The 23,953-nt window shown below is 47.9% G+C and carries 24 protein-coding genes and 1 riboswitch; of the genes, 8 read left to right on the top strand and 16 right to left on the bottom strand.

Annotated elements, in window-relative coordinates:
- Window positions 1–22 precede the first annotated feature (22 nt).
- From KNQ11_RS11980 to pta, 10 genes are all read right to left on the bottom strand, one after another.
- A complete protein-coding gene (locus tag KNQ11_RS11980; protein WP_058704610.1) occupies window positions 23–574 on the bottom strand; it encodes an ECF-type riboflavin transporter substrate-binding protein in 552 nt (183 codons plus the stop codon).
- Window positions 571–1,428 (bottom strand): SAM hydrolase/SAM-dependent halogenase family protein, encoded by an 858-nt coding sequence (locus tag KNQ11_RS11975; protein WP_214772019.1) that lies wholly within the window; start codon window positions 1,426–1,428, stop codon window positions 571–573. Before KNQ11_RS11975 ends, KNQ11_RS11980 begins: the two co-directional genes overlap by 4 nt.
- Before the next feature lie 373 nt (window positions 1,429–1,801).
- Complete coding sequence (locus KNQ11_RS11970; RefSeq protein WP_214772017.1) at window positions 1,802–2,245, bottom strand: GDYXXLXY domain-containing protein; 444 nt, start codon at window positions 2,243–2,245, stop codon at window positions 1,802–1,804.
- Window positions 2,242–3,429 (bottom strand): DUF2157 domain-containing protein, encoded by a 1,188-nt coding sequence (locus KNQ11_RS11965; RefSeq protein WP_214772015.1) that lies wholly within the window; start codon window positions 3,427–3,429, stop codon window positions 2,242–2,244. The genes KNQ11_RS11970 and KNQ11_RS11965 overlap by 4 nt, the downstream gene beginning before the upstream one ends.
- A gap of 169 nt (window positions 3,430–3,598) precedes the next feature.
- Window positions 3,599–5,578, bottom strand: a complete 1,980-nt coding sequence (locus KNQ11_RS11960) for a methyl-accepting chemotaxis protein (protein WP_023466764.1) — start codon at window positions 5,576–5,578, stop codon at window positions 3,599–3,601.
- A 155-nt stretch (window positions 5,579–5,733) separates the two neighbouring features.
- Window positions 5,734–6,033, bottom strand: coding sequence for a rhodanese-like domain-containing protein (locus KNQ11_RS11955; RefSeq protein WP_023466762.1), 300 nt, complete (start codon window positions 6,031–6,033; stop codon window positions 5,734–5,736).
- A gap of 120 nt (window positions 6,034–6,153) precedes the next feature.
- The gene (locus tag KNQ11_RS11950) at window positions 6,154–7,530 is read right to left on the bottom strand and encodes an amino acid permease (RefSeq protein WP_035399195.1); all 1,377 of its coding nucleotides are present in this window, start codon (window positions 7,528–7,530) and stop codon (window positions 6,154–6,156) included.
- Between the two features lie 221 nt (window positions 7,531–7,751).
- Window positions 7,752–9,053 carry a nucleobase:cation symporter-2 family protein gene (locus KNQ11_RS11945; protein WP_214772013.1) on the bottom strand — a complete coding sequence of 434 codons (1,302 nt, stop codon included), beginning with the start codon at window positions 9,051–9,053 and terminating at the stop codon, window positions 7,752–7,754.
- Window positions 9,050–9,634, bottom strand: coding sequence for a xanthine phosphoribosyltransferase (locus tag KNQ11_RS11940; RefSeq protein ID WP_035399199.1), 585 nt, complete (start codon window positions 9,632–9,634; stop codon window positions 9,050–9,052). The genes KNQ11_RS11945 and KNQ11_RS11940 overlap by 4 nt, the downstream gene beginning before the upstream one ends.
- Before the next feature lie 75 nt (window positions 9,635–9,709).
- Window positions 9,710–9,809: riboswitch (purine riboswitch) on the bottom strand.
- Between the two features lie 70 nt (window positions 9,810–9,879).
- A complete protein-coding gene (pta, locus tag KNQ11_RS11935; protein ID WP_214724837.1) occupies window positions 9,880–10,866 on the bottom strand; it encodes a phosphate acetyltransferase in 987 nt (328 codons plus the stop codon).
- Between the two features lie 345 nt (window positions 10,867–11,211).
- Between pta and hemQ the strand changes: the two genes are divergently transcribed.
- Both hemQ and KNQ11_RS11925 read left to right on the top strand, forming a co-directional pair.
- Window positions 11,212–11,988: a hydrogen peroxide-dependent heme synthase gene (gene hemQ, locus KNQ11_RS11930; RefSeq protein WP_214772011.1), complete on the top strand. Its 777-nt coding sequence runs from the start codon at window positions 11,212–11,214 to the stop codon at window positions 11,986–11,988.
- Between the two features lie 103 nt (window positions 11,989–12,091).
- Window positions 12,092–12,241: a hypothetical protein gene (locus KNQ11_RS11925; protein WP_023466754.1), complete on the top strand. Its 150-nt coding sequence runs from the start codon at window positions 12,092–12,094 to the stop codon at window positions 12,239–12,241.
- A gap of 97 nt (window positions 12,242–12,338) precedes the next feature.
- Here the strand turns inward: KNQ11_RS11925 and KNQ11_RS11920 are convergent, their stop codons facing one another.
- A complete protein-coding gene (locus KNQ11_RS11920; RefSeq protein WP_023466753.1) occupies window positions 12,339–12,707 on the bottom strand; it encodes a DUF423 domain-containing protein in 369 nt (122 codons plus the stop codon).
- Window positions 12,708–12,709: 2 nt separating this feature from the next.
- Window positions 12,710–13,315, bottom strand: a complete 606-nt coding sequence (locus KNQ11_RS11915) for a trimeric intracellular cation channel family protein (RefSeq protein WP_023466752.1) — start codon at window positions 13,313–13,315, stop codon at window positions 12,710–12,712.
- A gap of 165 nt (window positions 13,316–13,480) precedes the next feature.
- Here KNQ11_RS11915 and KNQ11_RS11910 point away from each other — a divergent pair, with 165 nt between their 5' ends.
- The 4 genes from KNQ11_RS11910 (at window position 13,481) to KNQ11_RS11895 (ending at window position 17,916) form a co-directional block, all read left to right on the top strand.
- Window positions 13,481–15,109, top strand: coding sequence for an ABC1 kinase family protein (locus KNQ11_RS11910; RefSeq protein WP_058265463.1), 1,629 nt, complete (start codon window positions 13,481–13,483; stop codon window positions 15,107–15,109).
- A 142-nt stretch (window positions 15,110–15,251) separates the two neighbouring features.
- On the top strand, window positions 15,252–16,103 hold the full coding sequence (locus KNQ11_RS11905) for a GRP family sugar transporter (RefSeq protein WP_174514744.1): 852 nt from the start codon (window positions 15,252–15,254) through the stop codon (window positions 16,101–16,103).
- A 17-nt stretch (window positions 16,104–16,120) separates the two neighbouring features.
- The gene (locus tag KNQ11_RS11900) at window positions 16,121–16,906 is read left to right on the top strand and encodes a glucose 1-dehydrogenase (RefSeq protein WP_149426654.1); all 786 of its coding nucleotides are present in this window, start codon (window positions 16,121–16,123) and stop codon (window positions 16,904–16,906) included.
- 32 nt (window positions 16,907–16,938) lie between these two features.
- Window positions 16,939–17,916: a cation diffusion facilitator family transporter gene (locus tag KNQ11_RS11895; RefSeq protein ID WP_149426653.1), complete on the top strand. Its 978-nt coding sequence runs from the start codon at window positions 16,939–16,941 to the stop codon at window positions 17,914–17,916.
- A 41-nt stretch (window positions 17,917–17,957) separates the two neighbouring features.
- Here KNQ11_RS11895 and KNQ11_RS11890 read toward each other — a convergent pair whose 3' ends face one another.
- The 3 genes from KNQ11_RS11890 to KNQ11_RS11880 form a co-directional block, all read right to left on the bottom strand.
- Window positions 17,958–18,653, bottom strand: coding sequence for a thermonuclease family protein (locus KNQ11_RS11890; RefSeq protein WP_251139692.1), 696 nt, complete (start codon window positions 18,651–18,653; stop codon window positions 17,958–17,960).
- 90 nt (window positions 18,654–18,743) lie between these two features.
- Complete coding sequence (locus KNQ11_RS11885; protein WP_214772007.1) at window positions 18,744–19,394, bottom strand: SDR family NAD(P)-dependent oxidoreductase; 651 nt, start codon at window positions 19,392–19,394, stop codon at window positions 18,744–18,746.
- Between the two features lie 60 nt (window positions 19,395–19,454).
- Window positions 19,455–19,721, bottom strand: a complete 267-nt coding sequence (locus tag KNQ11_RS11880; protein ID WP_050677319.1) for a DUF5327 family protein — start codon at window positions 19,719–19,721, stop codon at window positions 19,455–19,457.
- A gap of 57 nt (window positions 19,722–19,778) precedes the next feature.
- On the opposite strand from KNQ11_RS11880, the gene KNQ11_RS11875 reads away from it, so the two are divergent.
- On the top strand, window positions 19,779–20,747 hold the full coding sequence (locus KNQ11_RS11875) for a Gfo/Idh/MocA family oxidoreductase (RefSeq protein WP_149426650.1): 969 nt from the start codon (window positions 19,779–19,781) through the stop codon (window positions 20,745–20,747).
- A 32-nt stretch (window positions 20,748–20,779) separates the two neighbouring features.
- Window positions 20,780–22,441 (top strand): glycerol-3-phosphate dehydrogenase/oxidase, encoded by a 1,662-nt coding sequence (locus KNQ11_RS11870; RefSeq protein WP_149426649.1) that lies wholly within the window; start codon window positions 20,780–20,782, stop codon window positions 22,439–22,441.
- 46 nt (window positions 22,442–22,487) lie between these two features.
- Here KNQ11_RS11870 and bcaP read toward each other — a convergent pair whose 3' ends face one another.
- On the bottom strand, window positions 22,488–23,924 hold the full coding sequence (gene bcaP, locus KNQ11_RS11865; protein WP_047391976.1) for a branched-chain amino acid transporter BcaP: 1,437 nt from the start codon (window positions 23,922–23,924) through the stop codon (window positions 22,488–22,490).
- Window positions 23,925–23,953: the final 29 nt, after the last annotated feature.

Below are 23,953 nucleotides of genomic sequence, written 5' to 3'. Positions count from 1 at the left end.
CACAGGATCATAGCTCATTCGGTCAAACTTCGCGTTTCAAGCTGCCTGCTTTACTTCTTGTTTTGGCATACGTGACGAGCAACAACGTTCCAATGACACCGACTGTCAAGATATTTGATGTCGCAGCGACAGCACCTTGGACGAAGACTTTATTCGCTGGCTCCGAGTAAATTAAGATATCGAGTACCGGTGCGATGATGATCCAACCGATCGCTTGCACGATGGCTTGTGTCGCATTGAATAAGACGATTTTACGTGTCGTCAATCCACCTTCTTCTAAGCGAATCCGGTTAGCGATCAATCCGATACCAAACCCGACGAAGCCGGAGACGATGACCCAACTCCACCACGGGGAACCATATAAAATTGCATCTTTTAATCCATGACCGATTAAACCAATCAAACCGGCTGTGACCGGTCCGAACAAAACTGCCATGAATGCGAGAAATGCATAGGCTGTCTCGATTGACGTGTTCGGTACGCCTGTCGGAATCGCAGCGAATCGACTTAAAATGATGAATACAGCTGCTCCGATCCCGGTTGCGACGATCTGTTTTGTCGTAAATCCTTTCATGTTCGATCTCCTCCTTTGATTTGTTGTACGTTAACACTCCAATCATTTCCGATCCCAACCTCAAATGCATGCGCAAACGAACCTTGATTCAAGGCAAGAGCAATCTGATCTAGCGAATTGATGTAAACGACGCCTGAACCGACTGGTACGTCGGCGAACGAATGACCAAAGAGCAGTGTCTGTTCATAGACGATTCGTTCCCGATACGAAATCATTACCTTGACGTGGCTGCCGATGTCGAGACCCGCCTGACGGACGAGAGCGACCGGAATATTCGTCCAGACATTTCCGAAGCGAACATCGAGAATCTCGACGATACCAGTAACACCGCTGTCCGACGACGAGGCAACTGTCCGATCGAGCAAAACGATGTCCGAAGCAGGTAAAACAGGTCCCACTTCCTCGAAGGTGATGACATGGCTTGATAATCGAGCTCCCGTGAAGGCAAAGATATCTCGTCCGTGGAACGTATACGATTCCCCCATCCGCGGTAAGCGATGCCGTCGATCATCGAGTTGCCTCACTTCAGCAATGTATCCGGCTTGCCAAAGATGCGTCAACGTCCCATTATCCGGTGTGATGATGTATTGATTCGCATGCGTCCGCGCGACGACACTCTTTCGACTTGATCCGACTCCTGGATCAACAACAGAAACGAACACCGTTTGCTCCGTCCAGTACGGTACCGTCTGCAGTAACCGATAGGACGCTTCCCAAATGTGGAAGGGCGGAATGTCGTGCGTCAAATCAAAAATCCGAATCTCTGGATTGATGCTGTGGGCTACTCCATACATCGCACTCACTGCCCCGTCACTCACGCCAAAGTCTGATTGCAATACCAATGCTTCTGCCATCTCGTCATCCTCCTCCTGCGCGAACGTCCCCACAAAAAAAGACACCACGCCCTCATCTCTCAGGACGTGATGTCTGATCACGTGGTACCACCTTCGTTCATGGCTCAACTCACGTTCAGCCACCTCTAGGAGTACGAGACTCCATGGAATGCTAACGGTATCCGTCCTACCGGTCGGTTCTACTGATGAACACGGTTCACGTTCTTCCGACTGCTCCGGGACCATCTTCAAATGACGAAATCGTCTCATTTCCAGCAACAGAGACTCTCTATCGATTTCTGATCACTTTACTCTTCCCGTCTACGCATGCAGATTTAGTTGTCTGAAAATTTAAATTAATAGTACAACCGTTTCATTCCTGACGCAAGGTTTTTTATTCAGAAATTTTTAAATTCGTCGTCCGGATCGTTCCCCATGGTGACACATCCGCACGGACTTCTAGTGCTTTAGCTTTCTCGTATTGTTTTCCGCTTCCCTGTTCGACATAATACTGCGTCAACTGTGGAATCGACACGTATTGATCGTAATAGTCGCCAGCAACACTTCCGAAGAATCGTTCATTCGAAATCCGGTCGATTTGAGCATAACCAGAAGCATCTGTCTTGAAGCTGACATAAACACGTCCATTTTGAATCGTCGGACCTGGTTTTAAATCCGGATACTGAAGCATCACGTATTCACTGTAAACGGGATCAAACGGATCAAACGGCTCTGCCCGAAAACGGTACGATGTTCCGAACCAGGAGGTCGCAAAAAAGCTGACGATCAACAGACCAACGGCGCACGTCTGCAATACAGGCATTAGATAGCGCTTCATGACGTCACACCTCCTCTACGGCGTAACCACCATAAGACACCGGACAATAGGAAGATGAGGAGCGCACCGATGAGGAAAAACAAAGACATGTTTAAACGATCCCACGCATAGATGACGTATATCGCGATTTGAACGAGAATGAAATAGAGGAAGGCTGGCCAGATGACGGCATGACGACGTTCTTGATACAACAGATACAGTAGCGCGGATAGTTCAACGAGAATGGCGAGTAGAATGGCCTGTTCATCAAGCCACAGGACTCCAACGAATCCAAGCGGAACGATAAACAATAAGGAGCGACGTTTTTGATAGAGGAAAATTCCTAACCCGATGGATACGATAGCTAGCAGAATCGCTTCTGTCATGGATGGTAATGCGGCATTTGATTCCGCACGTACAGACAGATAGACGATCGAACTGATGGCAGCAACGACCAGATAGACCATTTCGACGATCCGACGATTGGACTTCTCACGAACAAGCCAGAGAACTGGAACGAGTAAAAATAGCGTCCAGACTGGCCACAGGAATCCGTCATATGATACAAGGAGAAACAAGGAGAGACCACTGAAGAAGAGAAACAGCCAGCTAAACAAAAGCGATGGCAGACGTTGGCTGAAGTAAAACCAACTGAACGACAGCACGACCATCAGACCGAACGATGTCCAGTCGAGATAACTCGCCTGTTCTTGACCAAAACCACCGAGACTCGTGAAGATCGTCCATCCGGAAAGGAAGGCGACGACACCGTATGCTTCATGACGCCAAAGCACATAATGCGCTAACGCGGCGACAAACACACACCATCCGAGTAATGATCCTTCCATCGGCAAGTTGAAACTTTGAACAACGACGAGAATCGAGGCGCCAAACGCTAGGATTCCACCGATTCGGAAGACAATCGGATGCAACATACTCCGACGTTCTGAAAGATCCGCCATGACGTAACAGCTCCACATGAGTGCTACGACAAGTCCGATTTTCCATCCGACCGGCATGACTTGCCAGTTGGCGGCTAAAAAGCTGAACACAGCCAATACGACGAACGTACCCCCTACAATCAACAAGAGCGGTAGACGTTGCTTTTCCTTACGATTGTTCTCATAATCGACGATTCGTTTGACGGTTGCTTCGTCCAAAAGCCCCGCTTCACTCCACTCTCTCATCTTGCGTAACTGCTTCATCGCACCCACCTCCTTCGAAGTGTTTAGATATTTATTAAATTCCCGATTTAGTACCATCTCAAGCCCGGATTCACAAGGATTCCAAGCTATTTGTTCAGTTTGTCACAAAATGGTGACAGACAAAAAAAAGCAAGGAAGAATAGCTTCCTTGCTTTGTATAATCGATGGCTTAAACACGGAAACGGGCAACGAGCACCTGTAATTCTTCCGCCATATCGGATAATGCTTTGGCTGATTGCGAAATCTCTTCCATCGCACTCAACTGTTCTTCTGTCGTCGCTGCGACTTGTTTCGACGCCGATGAATTCTCTTGCGCGATATGTGCGATTTCGGTTGCAGAGGCAGAAACCTCTTGAACGTTCGCTGCGATTTCCTCGACAGTTGCTGTCACATCTTCGATTCGCGGTGTCATCTCTTGCGTCCGTTCGAGAATCTTCTGGAATCGTTCTGCTGATGCTTCTGTCGTCGATAAACCGGCTTTCGTCTGTCCTGATACTTCTTTCATCATCGTGACTGACTGATCTGTCTCCTGCTTGATGTTTTGAATCAGCTGTGCAATCTGCTTCGTTGAATCCTGTGACTGCTCTGCTAGTTTACGCACTTCACTTGCGACGACGGCGAACCCTTTTCCGTTTTCGCCTGCCCGTGCTGCTTCAATCGCCGCGTTCAGTGCCAATAAATTCGTTTGTTCGGCAATGCCGTTGATGACATCGACGATTTTCCCGATTTCATTCGAACGATGTGCGAGTGAGCTGATGACACCACCGAAGTTTTGAACGGAGGCATCGATTTCTTTCATCTGCTGGACGTTCTGTAGTACAGCAACCGTTCCGTTCTCGGCTTCTGTTGCCGTTGAACGTGATAGCTCTGACACATCGGTTGAGCTCTCAGCAATTCGCATGATGCCCGCTGTAATCGACTGGAGCGAAACGGCATTCGCATCGAGTTGACGTTTCGATTGATCCGCCCCTGCTGCGACCTGTTGAATCGATCCCGCGATCTGTTCCGATGCGGACGTCGTCTGGGCAGAGTTCGCCATTAATTCCTGCGACGAGCCGGCCACTTGTGTGATCGACTGGTCGAGATTGATGATGATCGAGCGGAGTGAATCGACCATGACGTTAAAGCTTTGCGCAACTTGCCCGACCTCATCGTTTGATTCAACGATGACGGGTTCCGTCAAATCACCAGATTGAATCCGTTCTGCCCCACGTGTCAAATGACCGAGTGGGCGTAAGATCGAGCGAAGGATGAAGTAAATGAAGACGGCTGCGACGAGTAACATTCCGCCGATGACAGCAAGCGTTGTCCACAGAATACTCGACGTCGCATCGGTGATTTCATGATCGTACAGGGTTCCGGCAACCTTCCACTTCGTTAAATCGTTCGTCATGAAGTCCATCTGTTTACCTTCATTTTCGAATTCATACGAAAATTGTCCGGCTGGGTCATCGTAGAGTGGCGCAACCCAGTTCCCTGTTGCCTTTTCACCTGGTTTTAGCGTCGGGTGCGTAACGAACTTCTTATTCGAATCGAGAATCGTCACATAACCCTCTTTACCAATTTTAATCTTTTTCGCGATTTCCGCGATGCGGTCGACATCGACATCAATCGCCACGACACCTCTTCCGTTTCCGGTCGTTTGTGACAATGTCACCATCATCTTGTTCGAGGCAGCATCGACGTATGGATCCGTGATGACGACTTTTCCACCGGCTGCTTCAGCCGATTGGTACCACGAGCGCTCACGTGGGTCATAATCCTCGGGCATGACTTGTTCCGGGAAAATGTTCATATCCCCTTCTGTCGTCGCGAAATAGATGTTCGCCGCTTGCGGATGCATGTCGAGATATTCCGTCATTTTTTCCTTCAACGCTGCATTTTGTTTTCCTTTTTGATAAAGCGTTCCGTCAATCCGGTCCGCAAAAAAGGCGACATCGCGTCGCATCGGATCAATGATATTCTGAATCTCATCATTCATCCGATCGACTCCACCATGTGCCGATTGTAGAATTTGCTCCGTCATCGTTTGTTTCGCCTGATTGTAGGCAACAAATCCGATCACAAGTGCTGGAATTACTAATAGGAGAATTGATGTCAGAATTAATTTTTGTTTGATGCTCATCGTGCGTTTGATCTTTTGTTCCATGTGTCACTCCATTCCCGAGTGCAAGGACTCGCTATTCTACCTTCTTTATCGGAAGAATAGCGAAGAATATTCATAGTAAAAATAATAATCGTTCATTGATTCACATGAAAAAAAGACGACCCGTATGGAGTCGTCTTCCTTGGTAACGCTTACCCTTATGCTTCTTGATCGCCCTTCCAGTTCATCATGCCGCCTTCGACGTTGACGATATCATATCCATACTGCTCGAGGAAACGACCGACGTTTTCGCTTCGCGCGCCCGCTTTACAGATTAAGTAGTAGGTTTCACCTTCTTGCAGCTCCGTATAGCGTTCACCGATTTCAGACATCGGAAGGAAGCGGACGTTCGGAATATGTCCTGCATCGTATTCATCCTGCTCCCGGACGTCAACGACGTGTAACGCTTCGCCTGCCTCTAATCGCTCTTGTAACTCATCTACATGAATCGTTTTCATTTCGTATGACCTCCTGTATGGTTCTGCCGTAAGTGTAGCAAATTCATCATCAAAACAAAACGAAACCGTTTGATACGAAGTGATGAAAAAGCGGACCCGTTTGCGGATCCGCCCATCTCATTATTCTCCTGATGCTCGACGCGTCGATTGACGTGTCTCCTTATGCATTCCCCGTGCATAATAGACAGCAATCAGAATCGCGTACCATAGTGGTCCAACGACCAAAGCGATGCGTGTACTTGCGTCAAATGCCATCAAGACGATGACACCAGCAAGTGCCGCGAGGGCAATGTAGTTCGCGACCGGGAAGAATGGAACAGCGAATTCTGCTGAACCGTGTACTTTCCGCGCCCGCATCTGAGCGATCAGAATCATCGCCCACGTCCAAACGGCTCCAAACGTCGCGATACTCGTAACGATCGCAAAGACGTCTTCCGGTAAGAAGTAGTTCAAAGCGACACCAACGAGCAACGCAACACCTGAAAGAATCGTCGCCAGTGCTGGGACACCGTTTTTCGAGATTTTCGAGAAACGACGTGGTGCTTCACTGTTCTCGGATAAGTTCATCATCATCCGGGCTGTCGAGAAGATACCGGAGTTACATGACGAGAGTGCTGCCGTTAAGACAACGAAGTTGATGATGCCGGCTGCTGCTGGAATACCAAGTGAATCAAATAATAATACGAACGGACTACTATTGTTCGCTCCGACTTGATCCCACGGATAAATCGATAAAATGACGAAGAGCGCACCGATGTAGAATACTAAAATCCGAAGGAAGACGTTATTGACGGCTTTTCGAATCGTTTTCTTCGGGTTCTTCGCTTCCCCTGCTGTGACCCCAATCACTTCAATTCCTAAGAACGCAAACATGACCATCTGCATGGCAAGGAGTACTCCACCGAATCCGTTCGGCAGGAATCCACCATGTGACCACAGGTTTGAAATTCCAACCGGTGTGCCGCCGTTTCCAAGACCAATGACAATCGTCAAGGTCCCTAAGATGATCATGGCGACGATCGCGACGATTTTAATCAACGCAAACCAAAATTCGAATTCACCATAAAATTTAACAGCAATGAAGTTGATGCTCGTCATCAAGACAAGTGCTGCTAGTGCCCATACCCACCCCTGAGAATCCGGGAACCATACTTTCATGTAAATACCGACTGCTGTGATTTCCGCCATACACGTAAAAATCCAGAGTAACCAATAATTCCAACCTGTTAAAAAGCCAGCTAGTGGACTGACATACTTCCGGGCATACTCCGCAAAACTACCAGCCACCGGCTCCCGCACTGCAAGCTCCCCAAGTGCTCGCATGATAATGAAAATGATGACACCACCAATCAGATAACCAAGTAAGATCCCTGGTCCTGCTAATTGGATCGCTTTTGCTGACCCTAGGAAGAGTCCGACACCGATTGCCGCCCCCAGCGACATCAGTGTAATATGACGTTCTTCCAGTCCCCGATTCAACTCTGTCTGTTGTTTCATTTTTACGACGTCCTTCCCGTCTCTGTTTGTTTCTTAGCAGTTCCCCGTACCGCTACGTTGTCAGTATAAAGAAGATGTGTCGATTTTGTAAACGTTTTCATATGATATTTCTTACCAAAATCACATACTCGGAATATTCTGATTACGTTAGCATTATAAAAAAAGGAACCTCCTGCTACTAAGTAGTATACAGGACGGCTCCTTTCGGAAAGTTACAATTGTTAATCAACTTTAGCAAGTGGCGCGTCTACTGACTCCGACTTACTCGTCAATCGGAAGATTCCATTTAGCAATAATGCCGTTAGCGATCCTGCGACGATCGGGCTGTCCGTCAAGACACGGATTTGTGACGGGAGACCGGCTACGATCTCAGGATTCATACTGATTCCTAAACCAATTCCGAGCGCGAGTGCCACCGTGATGACGTGTTCGTTCTTCGAAAAATCGACCCGCGACAGAATACGAATCCCGCTCGCTGCGACCGTTCCAAACATGATCAACATTGCCCCACCTAGCACAGGTTTTGGAATCAACGTCGTGAACGTCGCCACTTTTGGTAAGAAACCGAGCAAGATTAAAAATCCACCCGCAAATAAAATGACTTTACGTGTCTTCACGCCAGTCAACTGAACGAGACCGACGTTTTGGCTGTATGTCGTATACGGGAAACTGTTGAAGATACCGCCAACAATCGTCGCGACACCCTCTGCCCGGTAGCCACGTGCTAGATCCTTATCCGTCAAGCGACGATCCGTGATCTCACCGAGTGTCAAGAACACACCTGTCGATTCAACCATCGAGACGAGACCAACGAGCGTCATCGTCAAGATCGCCGTCGTATTGAATGTCGGTACACCAAAGTAGAACGGCGTCACCATTTGGAACCAAGACGCTTCCGCCACCGGACTGAAGTCGATCATCCCCATGCCGAACGCGACGAGTGTACTGATCATCACAGCAATCAAAACGGCTGCTGCTTTTGAAAAGACCGTGCCGTAGCGATTCAAGATTAAAATCAAGACGATCGTTAGTCCGGCGAGTCCAAGATAACGTGCGTCACCAAAGTCCTTCACCCCTTGTCCGCCCCCGATATCGTTGATTGCAGCCGGAATCAAGGAAATCCCAATGATCGTCACGACAGAACCAAGGACGACTGGCGGGAACAGGACTGCAATCTTACTAAACCAGCCTGAGATGACGAGAATGATCAAACCACTCGCAATTAAAGCACCATAAATCGCCGTAATCCCTTGAAGACTACCGATCGCGATCATCGGACCGACTGCGGTGAAGGTACAACCGAGGACGACAGGAAGACCGACGCCTGTATATTTCGTGACGAGCACTTGTAGTAAGGTCGCTACGCCACACATGAAGAGATCAATCGCAACTAAATAAGCAAGTTCTTCTCCCGACAATCCGATCGCACTACCAACGATCAGCGGAACGACAGCTGCTCCTGTGTACATCGCGAGCACATGCTGAAGTCCGAGACTAGCGGCTTTGAAGTTCGATAGTTTCATACGGTCACCGAGTCAACGAACGTCGCTTTTCCATCCTTCAACGACTTCACGCGAGCGAGTGACTCGACGCGGAACCCGGCTTCGATTAACTTTTGACGTCCCGGTTGGAACGACTTTTCAATGACGATTCCAAAGCCGGCAACTTCCGCACCTGCTTGTTCAACAAGGCGAGCGAGACCAAATGCCGCTTCTCCGTTCGCGAGGAAATCGTCGATGATCAGAACTCGTTCACCCGGTTGTAGGTATTTTTCTGCAACCGTAATCGTACTCGTCTGTTGTTTCGTAAACGAGAAGACTTCAGCTGAAATCGTTCCTTCATTCAAGGTGACGGATTTCGTCTTACGGGCATAAACCATTGGTACCCCTAGACGGAGCGCCGTCATCATTGCCGGGGCAATACCACCTGCTTCGATCGTCAAAATCCGCGTGATACCGGCATCTTGGAAGCGATCCATGAACTCATAGGCGATTTCCCACATCAAGGTCGGATCGACCTGATGGTTTAAAAAGGCATCCACTTTCAATACTTGATCCGATAATACGATTCCCTCTTGATTAATCATGTCGTGTAGACGTTTCATACATGCATTCTCCTCTTTAAAAACGAAAAAACGTACAGCCGCTACCCGGGGGCAGCCACTGTACGCCAAAAAAGAGAGCAGTAACTCACCACCCGTAGTCGGACCGTTACGGCGATCCGGTAGAGACTCGTGGGCCAATTCCCACTATTATACGAGCGTTGCTATACGTTTACGTTTCGTGATTTTCGTGATGTGTACCATTGTACGGGGTTTAGCGAAAAAGTAAAGACTTTTTCACACCGTGCTTAGGCTTGGCGTTCTTCGACTGCTTGCGCTGCCGTGATGATCGCGAGTTTGTAGACATCCTCTTCGTTACAACCGCGTGAAAGATCGTTGACCGGTTTGTTCAACCCTTGAAGGATCGGACCGATTGCTTCGAATCCACCAAGACGTTGTGCGATTTTGTAGCCAATGTTTCCAGCTTCAAGACTTGGGAAGATGAAGACGTTCGCTTGACCTGCGACATCTGATTCTGGTGCTTTTGATTTCGCGACGCTTGGAACGAATGCTGCATCGAATTGGAGTTCCCCATCGATTGCAAGCTCTGGTGCACGTTCTTTAGCAATGCGAGTTGCTTCAACGACACGCTCTGTCTCTGGTGATTTTGCTGAACCTTTTGTCGAGAAGCTGAGCAATGCCACTTTCGGATCGATACCGAATGTTTTCGCTGTTTTCGCAGATGCAATTGCGTTCTCTGCTAGATCGTTCGCATCTGGTGCGATGTTGATTGCGCAGTCTGCGAAGACGTATTGCTCATCGTCACGTACCATGATGAAGACGCCTGATGTTTTTTTATAGCCTTCTTGCATCTTGATGATTTGAAGTGCTGGACGAACTGTATCGCCTGTTGCGTGCATGGCCCCCGATACAAGACCTTCTGCTTGCCCTGTGTGAACGAGCATCGTACCGAACGTGTTCACGTCTTTTAAGATGACAGCACGTGCTTGCTCTTCTGTTGCTTTCCCTTTACGACGCTCAACGAACGATGCGACGAGCTCATCGATTCCAACGTAAGAAGCAGGATCAATCGTATCAAGTCCCGTGACATCGATTCCGTTTGCTGCTGCTGTTTCTTCAATTTGTACACGTGGTCCGATGACGACCGGTGTGACGAGACCGTCTTTCTTCAAACGGACAGCTGCGCCAAGAACACGCGCGTCAATTCCTTCTGGGAAGACGATTTTCGGTTGGTGCGCTTTAATCTTTTGTTCTAACATATCGAATAATTGCATGAGTTTCTCTCCTTTTTAGGTAAACACGACGTCGTCGATTTGATCCATTTTCTTTTCCATCGTTTATTATACACAGTTCTCAATCGTTGTTAAAACAATTTGCAAAAAAGTTATCTAACAAAAGCACTGAAGCCATATTCACCGACTATTACAGTCATTTTCAAGAATGGTACAGAGACTATTTCCAAGCAACGTAATCTCCACTCCCCCTTTTACCCACTCTCTGCTTTTTTCATGTGTTACGATCTCATGGACAAAGACCTTTTCGGGCGAAGCGTTTCAATAGAATGTGATAAGATAGGATATGGAAAAAGACAATTTATTTCAGACTCAGGAGGTCATCCCATGCAACACCAAACATCTGAACCGACTGCTACGCAACAAGCCGCTGAAACACTCGACGGCTGGTATACATTACATGATTTCCGCCGGATCGATTGGTCACGCTTGAAACAAGTCGACGCGACAGAACGCGCGCGCATGATTGAAGAGTTCCAAGCCTTCCTCTCAGAGCTTTCTGGTGTCGAAGCGGCAAAAGACGGAAGCCATGCACTTTACACGATCATCGGTCAAAAAGCCGATCTCGTCTTGATGGTTCTTCGTCCAACGATGGAACAAATCCAAGACGTCGAAGTCAAAATGCAAAAACTCGATCTCTATGATTACTTGATCCCGACGTATTCTTACGTTTCTGTCGTCGAACTCGGTACGTACCGTGGTTCAGGCGAAGGAAACCCATACGAGAACCCTTACGTGCGTGATCGTCTCTATCCAATCTTGCCGCAAGCGAAGCACATCTGCTTCTACCCGATGAGCAAGTCGCGTCGCGATGGCGACAACTGGTACACGCTCTCAATGGAGAAACGTAAAGAGCTCATGTATCGTCATGGTATGATTGGTCGGAGTTATGCTGGGAAAATTCAGCAAATCATCGGTGGATCAACTGGATTTGACGATTGGGAATGGGGCGTCACGCTCTTCTCAGACGACATTCTCCAGTTCAAGAAAATCGTCTATGAAATGCGTTTTGACGAAGTCAGCGCGAAGTACGGTGAGTTTGGTGAGTTCTTCATCGGGAACCGTCTCGAAAGTGAACAATTAAATACTCATTTTGCACTTTAATGTGTTGAATGACGTTTGATTGAAATATCTCATGGGAATATACTCCTTGCGGCTATAAAACAGGCTATAAAATAGTAGGTTGATTACGTAAGGAGGAATTACCATGGGGAATGCTATGAACCGATCGACACGATCGCGTGAATTGCAATTCGCTGTGCTTTCAAAAGAGCTGAAACCGGTTGCAGATCGTGTACTGGATCGCTATGAGCAAGCATTATCGAAGCTAAACAAAACACAAACGACAAAACGATGAACTCGTTTTGATACTTACGCCTACTCCATCGCGAGTAGGCGTTTTTCATACAAAAAAAGACCGTTCTTCTCCATGACGGAAGAAAAACGGTCAATCATCATAGTCCTTTGTAGGCACCAATCGCGACAAAGATCCATGCTGCGATGAACAAGACGCCACCAATCGGTGTGATGGCACCCAGTTTTGTTACATTCGTCAATGCCATGACGTACAGACTACCGGAGAAGAAGACGATTCCGGCAAGCATCAGCCATGCAGCCAACGACCATTGCGGGATCGATGCTTTTAATAAGAGTCCCCCGAGTGCTAGGATACCGAGCGAGTGTACCATCTGGTAAAGTACGCCTGTCTGCCAGTTCGCGAGCATCCGTTCCGTCAACATATCTTTTAAGGCGTGTGCACCGAATGCACCTAGTGCGACCGATAACATCATCGAGATCGCGCCAATCATAATGAAAACTTTCATGCTTATTCTCCCCCTAACCGTCGTGCTGGTAAATTCCATTCATAATAATACGATAGCATACGTAAAACAGTGATGAGTCCGAGCAATGTGAACAAATGTAGAGGATTCGTCAATTGGAAACGATCAATCACAAGTGCTGCCATGACGGCCCACATCGCATAAATCTCTTTATGCAAGACGAGTGGTTTCCGACCAGCGAGTAAATCGCGAATCACTCCACCACCAACACCAGTCAGCACAGCAGCCGAAATCGTTGCTGACAATGGCAGTCCTTTTGCTGTCGCCATCAAAGCACCTTGAATCGCAAACGCAGACAATCCGAGCGCATCCGCGAGGACGCCCCAACGTGTCCAGTGCGGCAAGAACAACTGGGGTAACATGAAGATCAACAACGCAACGAGAATCGCGACTAAAAAGAGACCACCTTGCGACCAGAGAGCGGATACCGGTACACCAATCAGTAAATTACGAATGGCACCCCCGCCGAATGCTGTGATCAAAGCAAGTAACCAGACACCGAATAAATCATATTTTTCTTCCATCGCAACAATTGCACCACTCATCGCAAAAGCGACCGTGCCGATGATATTCAATAAGTCCCAGGACATGCGCACATTTCACCTTTCTACAAAGAAATTCCAATACTTACTATACTCTCTTTTTAGTTTCCGTAAAGCATTAATTTTCTGTCACCGTTTCGACCGTTTGCGAGTGACGTTTTTAGGTAAAGTAACCTATACTGAAACAAACTGTACAGGAAGCTAGGTGACCGTATGAAACGTTGGGCGCTTTATCGCATCGTCGTCATCGTGACGATGTTCGCACGTTACATCTTTACGATCTATCGATTCACCCGGAAAAACCGGCCAGGTACGAACAACGAAGAGTTTGAGCGCATCATGATCCGGATTGCGCGTGACTATAAGAAAAAAGCATTACGGTTAGAAGGGTTACTGATCAAGCTCGGTCAGTTCTTGTCGATTCGAGCCGATCTATTTCCTCCGTCCGTCTTGATGGAACTGACCGAACTCGTCGATAAAGTTCCTTCAAGTAAACTTGGAGAGTCACGTAAGATCATCGAAGAGGATTGGGGTATGCCGATCGAAGAGATCATCTCGGATATCAGTTCCCGTCCTGTCGCTTCTGCCTCGATTGGTGAGGTGTACAGCGGAACCTTAAAATCAAATGGTAAAAAAGTTGCGATCAAAGTTCAGCGACCGAACATCGAACAAATCATCAAAACCGATTTCCGTGCCATGCGCATCGTCATTGCCATGTTACGCCGGACTTCATTAAACAAATCGACTGATTTACAAAGTCTGTATCGCCAAATGGTCTTCGTCATCGGTGATGAATTGAATTACCGAACTGAATTAAAAAACGGTCTCTACTTTAAAAAAATGTATGAGACGAATCCTGTCATCTATATTCCGAGTTATTATGAAGAACATTGTACGAATCGTGTGCTCGTCATGGAATGGATTGACGGGACACGTATCACCGATCTCGATTATTTAGCGGAACATCAGATTGATCGTGACGAACTAGCGCGTAATCTCTTCTTGAACGCTGGTGAGCAATTACTGTTCGGCGGGAAATTTCACGCCGACCCACACCCGGGCAACGTCCTCGTCCAGTCCGACGGCAAAATCGTCTTGCTTGATTTTGGGATGATTGGAGCGACGACGCCTGATGACATGCGAGCGATTCAACGAATCCTCCAATCCTTCGTCACATTAGATTATGATGCAATCGTCGATGGTCTCGAAGATTTACGATTCCTGTTGCCGAATGCGAATAAGCAAAATATCCGACAAGCAATTGAAAAAGCGGTCACGTTCTATCTCGAGAGTGATATGGAAAACGTCGACACGAAACTGATTGAGAAGGTCTTATCCGATATCGAATTGCTCGTCCGAAACGAACCGATCCAGCTCCCTGCCGAGTTTGCGTTCTTCGGTCGTGCTGCCTCGACGATTCTTGGGATTCTTCAGATTCTTTCACCGCAAATCAACCTGCTCGAGTTAGCCAAACCAATGGTTCGGCGTTGGCTCGATGACGAAGGAAAAAACCAAAATCGTTATCTCCAGATTGCCGGTTCTTACGGTGCGCGATTGCTCGCCTTCCCGCGTCTTGTTAACGATGCCTTAAGCGAACCGACACGTTGGCGCATCATGGAGCAACAAAAGTTCTCTCGTGTCGCGAACATCGAGTCACTCAAAATCCGGCAGTGGACGAGTTCGCTCGTCGGAATCATTAGTCTGCCTTTTAGTTATCTCGGCTATTATTTTACGCAGTATGACGTCATGGGCATTTCCTTGACGATCGCCGTCATCGCTTTATGGAATGGTAGACGGATCGGACGACAAATCGTCCGGATCGCCGATGAACCGTTCCGTTAAATAGAACGACAATATGCGTCCACTTCGGTGGACGTTTTTTTATTTCAGAATAATTCCTCTTTGGGCTTCGAGGTTTTTCCTCGCGTCTCGCGGGGTACAGCTTCAAGTAGAGAGATAACAATAAGGAGAGGTGAAACACTTGATTGATATTTTAATTGCCATCGTTCCTGCATTAATGTGGGGATCGTTGCCGCTCGTCGTCTCAAAAATCGGAGGTTCAACGGCGCAACAAATTATCGGTACGACTCTGGGTGCGTTGCTTTTCGCGATCGTCACCTTCTTTTTTGTCAGCCCAGAGCTGTCGACGACTGCTTGGGTCGCCGGATTCTTTTCTGGTGCCTTCTGGGCGCTCGGTCAAAAAAATCAGTTTGCCGCATTCCGTCAAATGGGTGTCTCAAAGACGATGCCCATCTCAACAGGGATGCAACTCGTCGGAACATCGTTGTTTGGTGTTCTCGCTTTTGGAGAGTGGTCAACGACAACTGCGTTGATTCTCGGAATCAGTGCCCTTGTATTGATCATTGCCGGAGCAGCTTTCACGTCTTACAAGGAAGATAAGAGTAAAGAAGATGAGAATATCGGAAAAGGACTGACGCTTCTTCTCATCTCGACTGTCGGGTATGTCGGCTACGTCGTCATTGCCCGTTGGTTCGATATCAATGGATGGGAAGCAGTCTTACCACAAGCTGTCGGGATGGTCGTGAGTGCGATTCTCCTTTCTTTACGAGAAGGAGATCTCTTCACGAAGAAAACAGCCGGCAATACAGTCGGTGGACTCATGTGGGCTGTCGGGAACGTCGCTTTACTGTTTGCCACAGCAAAAGTCGGAGTCGCAACGAGCTTCTCCTTATCTCAAACAGGAGTCGTCATCTCAACGATTGGCGGTGTCCTCTTACTAAAAGAAACGAAGACAAAGAAAGAAATGACCTTCGTCATCATCGGTTGTATTTTAGTCGTTGCTGGTGGGATCATGATTGGATTTACGAAACAATAATGAAGGAGTGAAGCATCATGTATGAAAGTTTAAAGGGAAAAGTAGCCATCGTGACAGGTGGATCAATGGGAATCGGTGAAGCCATCGTCCGCCGTTATGCAGAGGAAGGTATGCGTGTCGTCATCAACTATCGCAGTCATCCGGAAGAAGCGAAGAAAATCGCAGAATCGATTCAAAAACAGGGTGGCGAAGCCATCACGATTCAAGGAGATGTCTCAAAAGAAGACGATATGATCAATCTCGTCAAAGAGACTGTCGCTCACTTTGGTCAGTTGGATGTTTTCGTCAATAACGCAGGAATCGAGATGCCGTCAGCATCTCATGAAATGTCACTCGAAGACTGGCAAAAAGTCATCGACGTCAACTTAACAGGGGCATTCCTCGGTGCGCGTGAAGCACTGAAGTACTTCGTCGAACATGATGTCAAAGGTAGCATCATCAACATGTCGAGTGTTCATGAAATCATTCCATGGCCAACGTTCGTCCACTACGCTGCAAGTAAAGGTGGCGTTAAATTAATGACACAAACCCTTGCGATGGAATATGCACCAAAAGGAATTCGGGTCAATGCGATTGGACCTGGTGCGATTAATACACCGATCAACGCTGAAAAATTCGAAGATCCGGAACAACGAAAAGAAGTCGAGAGTATGATTCCAATGGGCAATATCGGAAAACCTGAGGAAATTTCAGCCGTTGCCGCATGGCTTGCGTCGGACGAAGCGAGTTATGTCACTGGTATCACACTCTTTGCGGACGGCGGAATGACACTTTATCCATCGTTCCAAGCAGGACGCGGTTAACCTATTTTGAATAGACAAGGAGAGAACCGCTCATGGCCACTTTTTTCTCATTGATCCGTCGCGGCAATAAGTCAGCACTTGCTGCTGCTGTCGTCAACACGATCATTGCTATCATCAAGTTCGTCGCTTATATCTTGACTGGGAACGTTGCAATGTTCGCTGAAATGATGCATACGATCGGTGACGCGGCGAATCAGTTTTTCGTCTATATCGGTTCTGCTCTCAGTAAAAAAGCACCAACGAAACGATTCCCGAACGGATTCGGTCGGCTTGTTAACCTCGTGTTACTTGCTGCAATCATCGTCGTCGCACTCCTTGCGTATGAGACGATTCGTGAAGGCATCTTGCATATCGCACACGGTCCTGGCGAAGAGACGACTGGGCTTTGGATCATTTTGACGGCACTTGGAATTGGTGTTGTCCTCGAAGTCGGCGTCTTTTATAAAGCAATGATCGAGATTGCTCATGAAACCGGGCTCAAATCCCGAGGATTGACGCTTGTCGGACAAAGCTTCACCCATCTTGGGCAGGCAAAACCAGCTACACGTCTTGTCTTCATGGAAGATCTTGTTGCGACTCTCGGTGGTATCATCGCGATCATTGCCGTTCTGATTTCGCATTACACATCGTTTTATCAAGCAGAGGGCATTGCATCGATTTTGATTGGTCTGATGATGTTCTACGTCGTCTATAATGTCTTTATTCAAAATGCTGCCGGTGCGCTCGGTGAGATTGATGAAGTACTGACTGCTAAAATCGGTGAAATCCTATTACGTGATGAAGCGGTTCGTGATATTGAAAAGCTTGAAGTCATTAAGGAAGGGGATCACTTCCATGTCGAGACAGAGATTGAAGTGGATCCTAACTTAACGATTGCCCAAGCGGACGACATCAAGGACCGGCTTGAACTTCAAATCCGAATTCTTAAAGGGATCACCGATGTCACGATTTCCTTTGATGAAGATGATAAAGTACAGCAGTATCAATCCCCCTCACCACCTGTAGAATAAACAAAAAGCCATCGATTTCGATGGCTTTTTGTTTGCATTCATTAGCGTGCAGCGCGGACGAATCCGGCTTCTTCTGCTTCTTTTTCCGTACAGAACTGTTGCTCTGGCTTCACTTCATCGTAGGACTGACCTCCCGGTACATGGTAGATTTTTTTACCCGACCGATTAATGTTGCCTTTGATTTCGCAGGATTTCGTTTCTGTAATCGCTTGAGCGTCGAAGCCACGATTTGTGACGTAGCCATCGTGCTCCCAAATCTTTTTCTTCGCCTGCTTGGCTTCCTGTTCGATCTGTTTGAACATATCGACATAACGTGTGTCTGGCTCATAGACGAACGCTACACGTGCGAGTCCTTTTCGAAGTAACTCCTGATTCAACATCTTATCGCCGTACCAGACGTATGCGAGTAATCTTCCGTATCGATCAGTCCGGGAATGATCACGCTCCAACCGAATGGCTGTCCCACTCGGTAAGGTCTCTTTCGTAAATGCTGAAGCTTCCGTTCCATATGGTTGAATCGGTGTATTCGGTTTGACGGTTTCCGGTGTATCAACGAGCAGTAAACGAACGTCCTCCGTTTTCCCATCCGCCAACTTTACTTTTAACGTATCCCCATCGATGACGCGTTCGACCGTCGCCTTCGTGATTTTTTCGCCATCCGGTTGCTTAATGCCAAGCAAATCGGTTTCTTCTGATGCACAACCGATGAGAACGAATAAAAAAAGTAGACTCATCATTGCATATCGTCTCACTTCTGTTTCGCTCCTTTCCATGAAAATACGGATTCGGTCAAAGCCCGAACCCGCATACGCTATCTTGTTTATTCGTTAGTCTGCTGAAAGAACCGTTTCAACTTCATTTCGGTTCGTATAAAGTTGATAGAACGCTTCCGCTACATTTTTCGGATCAAGTGCCGTTCCACGCTTCACTTCCCCGGCAATCGTGACAGTTCCGACGTAGACACCATCTTCCTTCAACGTATCATGTAACATATGCGTCACTTGGCGAACGCCTGCCTTCCCGATTGAAAGCCCTGGTAACGATTTGATCGCTTGCATCGCAGCGCCGCCTCCAGTAATCAGGATAACGCCGTCTTTCCGTTCCTGCATCGACGGAGCAACGAGTTGTGCGGCATGCAGTGCACCGAGTACGTCGATTTCGAACTCTTTCGTAATCTGTTCTGCCGAAACTTCGAGGACAGACGCTTGATGTAAAATCGAAGCATTGTAGACTAAGACATCGACTTGTCCGTATTGCTCCTCTGTCCATTCGATGAGTGATGCGACATCGGCTTTTCGAGAAGCATCACATTCCACTCCAACCGCTTCCACGCCCGCTTCTTTTAGTTCCGTGATGACGGCTGCGAGTGTTTCTTGCGTCCGCGCCGCACAAACGACTTGAAAGCCTTCTTTTCCGAATCGTTTACTGATTTCATATCCGTTTCCTGGCCCTGCTCCGATGACGATTACTGTTTTCATGACGTATCTCCCCTTCTCATTTCAACTGTGATGGTTATTCCCTGAATCGCGTCATTTCATTCAAAAATCGAGCAATGAAGTGCCTTTTTCTTCTTTCTCCTGCGAAACACCCATGAAACGCGCTAACATCGGATCGACTGTTGGTGTTGCCTGAGGTGTTGACGTAGGTAGCGATATCGTTGAACTTGATGTCGCCTCAGATTCAAGTAATAGTTCACAGTACGTTTTCATTGCTGCAATCTGCTCTTTCTGCGCGGCTCCTGTCGTTTGCTCAATGCGTTGCATCGCTTGACGCATCTTTTCGATGATGTGTTGTTCCGTAATCATCTTGTATTCCTCCTTATGGTAGATTGAGGGTATGAACTTGAAAAGGATGTGTTTTCCATGATTCGTACCGCTTTAGTTGGTTTTGGTATTGCCGGTGAACATTTACATGCTCCTTATTTACACGCACCTGATTATCAGTTAGTCGCTGTTCAGTCGAGTCGTCCGGAAGCAGTCGCTGCTTACGACGCGACGCTACCTGTTTATTCGACACTTGAAGCCCTGCTCGCTAAAGAACAGATTGATTTAGTCGTCATCGCGACAGCAAATGAGCTACATTATCCACTTGCGCGTCTCGCTTTGCTATCGGGCTGTGATGTACTCGTCGAGAAACCGTTCACTGTCACGCTCGAAGAAGCCGAAACGTTGACAGAACTAGCACGTGTACACGATCGGTTACTGACAGTTTATCATAATCGTCGGTATACGAAGGACTTTCGAACGCTGATGACCTTACTCGAATCCGGACGTCTCGGCACGATACAAACGTTCGAAGCGCATTATGATCGCTATCGTCCAGACGTTGAAAATCGTTGGCGCGAACAGGACGTACCCGGTGCTGGTCTCTTGTACGATCTTGGATCACACTTGATCGATCAAGCACTCGTCGCCTTCGATGAAATTCCGGATCGCGTCTTTTGTGACCAAACGATTCAACGGCAAGGTGGGATCGTTGATGACTATACACATCTGATTTTAGCATTCGGTACACGACGCGCTATTTTACACATCGGTTCCATCGTTCCGGCTGTTGGTCCTTCGCTAATGGTACATGGGACAAATGCTAGCTATTTCGTCGATGAAGTCGATACGAAACGCGCGACGTATCAATTGGCTGAAGCAAACGGCCCCCTTGAAGACTTTCCTTTTGTCTCCGGGCAATTTGGGGATTATTATACAGACCTTGCGCCAACCATTCGACAGCGAACAACCCCACCTGTCTCTCCGAAACAGGCTGAACTCGTCATGAAAATCATTGATCGTGCTCAAAAGAGTGCAAAATCGGGTACATGGATAGAAGTAGACTAACTATCCATTCAGACGAACAGGGGGAAGACAAGATGTTTTCAAGTACGGAACGGACAGCTTGGTTAGAAGAGATGGGACAAGAACTTTTAGACGTGCTCGTCATCGGGGGCGGTATCACAGGAGCCGGTATTTTGCTTGACGCACAAAGTCGAGGCATGCGGACAGGATTGATTGAGATGCAGGACTTCGCCGAAGGGACATCGAGCCGATCGACGAAACTCGTCCATGGTGGATTGCGTTATCTGAAGCAGTTCGAAATCAAACTGGTTGCCGAAGTCGGAAAAGAACGTGCCATCGTGTATGAGAACGCCCCACACGTGACGACGCCGGAGTGGATGATGCTTCCACTCGTCGAAGGCGGAACGTTCGGCAGCTTCTCGACATCAATCGGCCTACGCGTCTATGACCAGCTCGCAGGCGTCAAACGCAATGAACGCCGGACGATGCTCAGTAAAGAAGAAACATTACGTTACGAGCCACTATTACGTTCGGAACACTTAGTCGGTGGTGGTCGTTATGTCGAATATAAAACGGATGATGCCCGATTGACAGTCGAAGTCTTAAAGGCAGCCGTTGGTTACGGTGGACGTGCCGTCAACTATACGAAGGCTGAATCGCTCGTCTACCACAATGGAAAAGTTGTCGGTGTCGAAGTCCGTGACATCTTAAGTGACAAAACGTATACGATTCGGGCGAAGAAAATCATCAATGCAACCGGTCCGTGGGTCGACGAACTACGTGAAAAAGATGGTTCGAAAGCTGGGAAATCGCTCCACCTGACGAAAGGGATTCATCTCGTCATCGATCAAGCGCATTTCCCACTCCAACAGGCTGTTTATTTCGACGTTCCAGATGGTCGGATGATCTTTGCGATTCCACGCGAAGGGAAAACCTATGTCGGAACGACTGACACGAACTATAAAGGAGATATTCTTGAGCCGGGTGTCACTGTCGAGGATCAGGATTATATCCTAGAGGCGACGAATCAAATGTTCAACGTCGAGTTACGACCTGAACACGTCGAATCGACATGGTCTGGACTACGCCCACTCATTCATGAAGATGGAAAGGACCCGAGTGAACTGTCTCGAAAAGATGAAATCTTCGTCTCGAAATCCGGTCTGATGTCAATCGCTGGTGGGAAGTTGACCGGGTACCGGAAGATGGCAGAACGAATTATCGATATGGTCGCAGACCAATTCAAGACAGAAGAAAATCGGATTTACCTCGCTTCCCGTACGCACGATATCTTGCTTGGTGGTGGTCATCCACAAGGAAGTAAAGGATTTGCCCGCTACTTGAAAGAACAACAACCAAAAGGAGAAGCACTCGGATTGTCACCGAATGAGGCGACATGGCTCATCCAACGTTACGGTACGAATGTCGAACGTGTCTACGAATTGATTCGGACACGTGGTGACGAGGCGGCTCGTTATCAATTACCGTTACACTGGTTCGGCGCCCTTCTATATGGATTAGAAGCTGAGCTCGTCATGCAACCCGGCGACTTCTTGAACCGTCGTGCCTCGGCCGTCTTCTTTGATTTCCCTCACGCTGAACAGTACGCAGATGGTGTTCTCGCCTTGATGCGTAGCGAACTCGGCTGGTCGGCAGAAGATGAAGCGAGAGCCAATGAAAGCATTCGTCGTGAATTTGATGCGGTCCGCGTCAAAGGACCTGTTCCACTTTCATAACATCAGAAGACCCGATCGCCTTCAGGCGACCGGGTCTTCTTGTATGTTACTGTTCTTCTTTCGAAGCAGCGAGTTCCGCTGCCGGCATGTTGCCTGGGTGTAAATTCGAACTCTTACGTGCAAACGTAAAGTAAAGGACTAAACCAATAGCAAGCCAGATTCCAAAAGCAATCCATGTCTCGAGTTTCAAGTTGAACATCAAGAAAAGACATGCAGCGATTGCTGCGATCGGCACATATGGCATACCTGGACATTTGAACGCACGCGGGAGATCGGGCTGTGTCTTACGAAGAATCAAGACAGCGACAGAGATCAAGACGAATGCTGCGAGTGTACCCATGTTGACGAGGTTTGCGATGACATCGAGCGGAACGAATCCAGCAACGAGTGAGCTACCCAGTCCGATCATCCAAGTCGCCTTGAATGGTGTTTGGTACTTCGGATGCACTTCAGAGAACACTTTCGGGAACATTCCGTCACGCGAGATGGCGAACGCAAGACGCACCATTCCGTAAGTCATGACGAGAATGACTGTTGTGATTCCGAGGATCGCACCGAGATCGATGAATCCAGCTACCCAGCTTTGACCGGCCATTTGAATCGCAAGTGAGACTGGATGATCGACACCAGCGAACTGTTGGTACGGTACGATACCCGTCATGATGGCTGCGACGATGACGTAAAGGACTGTACAAACAGCGAGTGAACCGATGATCCCGCGTGGCAAGTTTTTTTGCGGATCGCGGACTTCTTCAGCTGCTGATGTGACGGCATCAAAGCCGATGTACGCGAAGAAGACGATTGCGGCACCCGAGAAGACGCCTCCCCAACCAAATGGTGTGAACGGTGTCCAGTTCGATGGCTCAACGTAGCCGACACCAACAACGATGAAGAGAATGACGACTGCGACCTTGATGACGACCATGATGTTGTTGACACGTTTCGTTTCCTTGATTCCCATCGACAACAATGCCGTAATGGCAAAGAGGATTAAGAATGCTGGAAGGTTGAAGTATGTCTTGGCTCCTTCGACTGCTCCAGGAGCTGCTGATAAGGCTGTTGGCACATGGATGTTGAATCCTGCAAGTAAGGACTGGAAGTACCCAGACCAACCGGCTGCAACGGCACTGGAGGCGAGTCCATATTCGAGGATCAAGTTCCAACCGATGATCCAAGCGAAGATCTCTCCCATCGTTGCGTACGTGTACGTATAGACGGATCCACTGACCGGAATCGTTGATGCGAATTCAGCGTAAGCAAGAGCAGCTAGACCACAGGCGATGGCAGATAGAATGAATGATACGATAAGTCCTGGTCCTGCAGTCAATGCTCCTGTTCCTGTCAAAACGAAGATTCCGGTTCCGATGATGGCGCCAATTCCTAAAAACGTTAAATCCATCGCGCCAAGATTTCGAGCAAGTCCACTGTTTCGTTTACTTGCAGCAATCATAGCGGAAACATCTTTTTTCCGCGTCAAGCTCATGATGTACTTCCCCCTATGTCTCTTTTGAT

Source organism: Exiguobacterium sp. s39 (genome assembly GCF_018618925.1).
Taxonomy (GTDB): domain Bacteria; phylum Bacillota; class Bacilli; order Exiguobacteriales; family Exiguobacteriaceae; genus Exiguobacterium_A; species Exiguobacterium_A abrahamii.
This window is presented reverse-complemented; position numbering and strand designations above follow the sequence as displayed.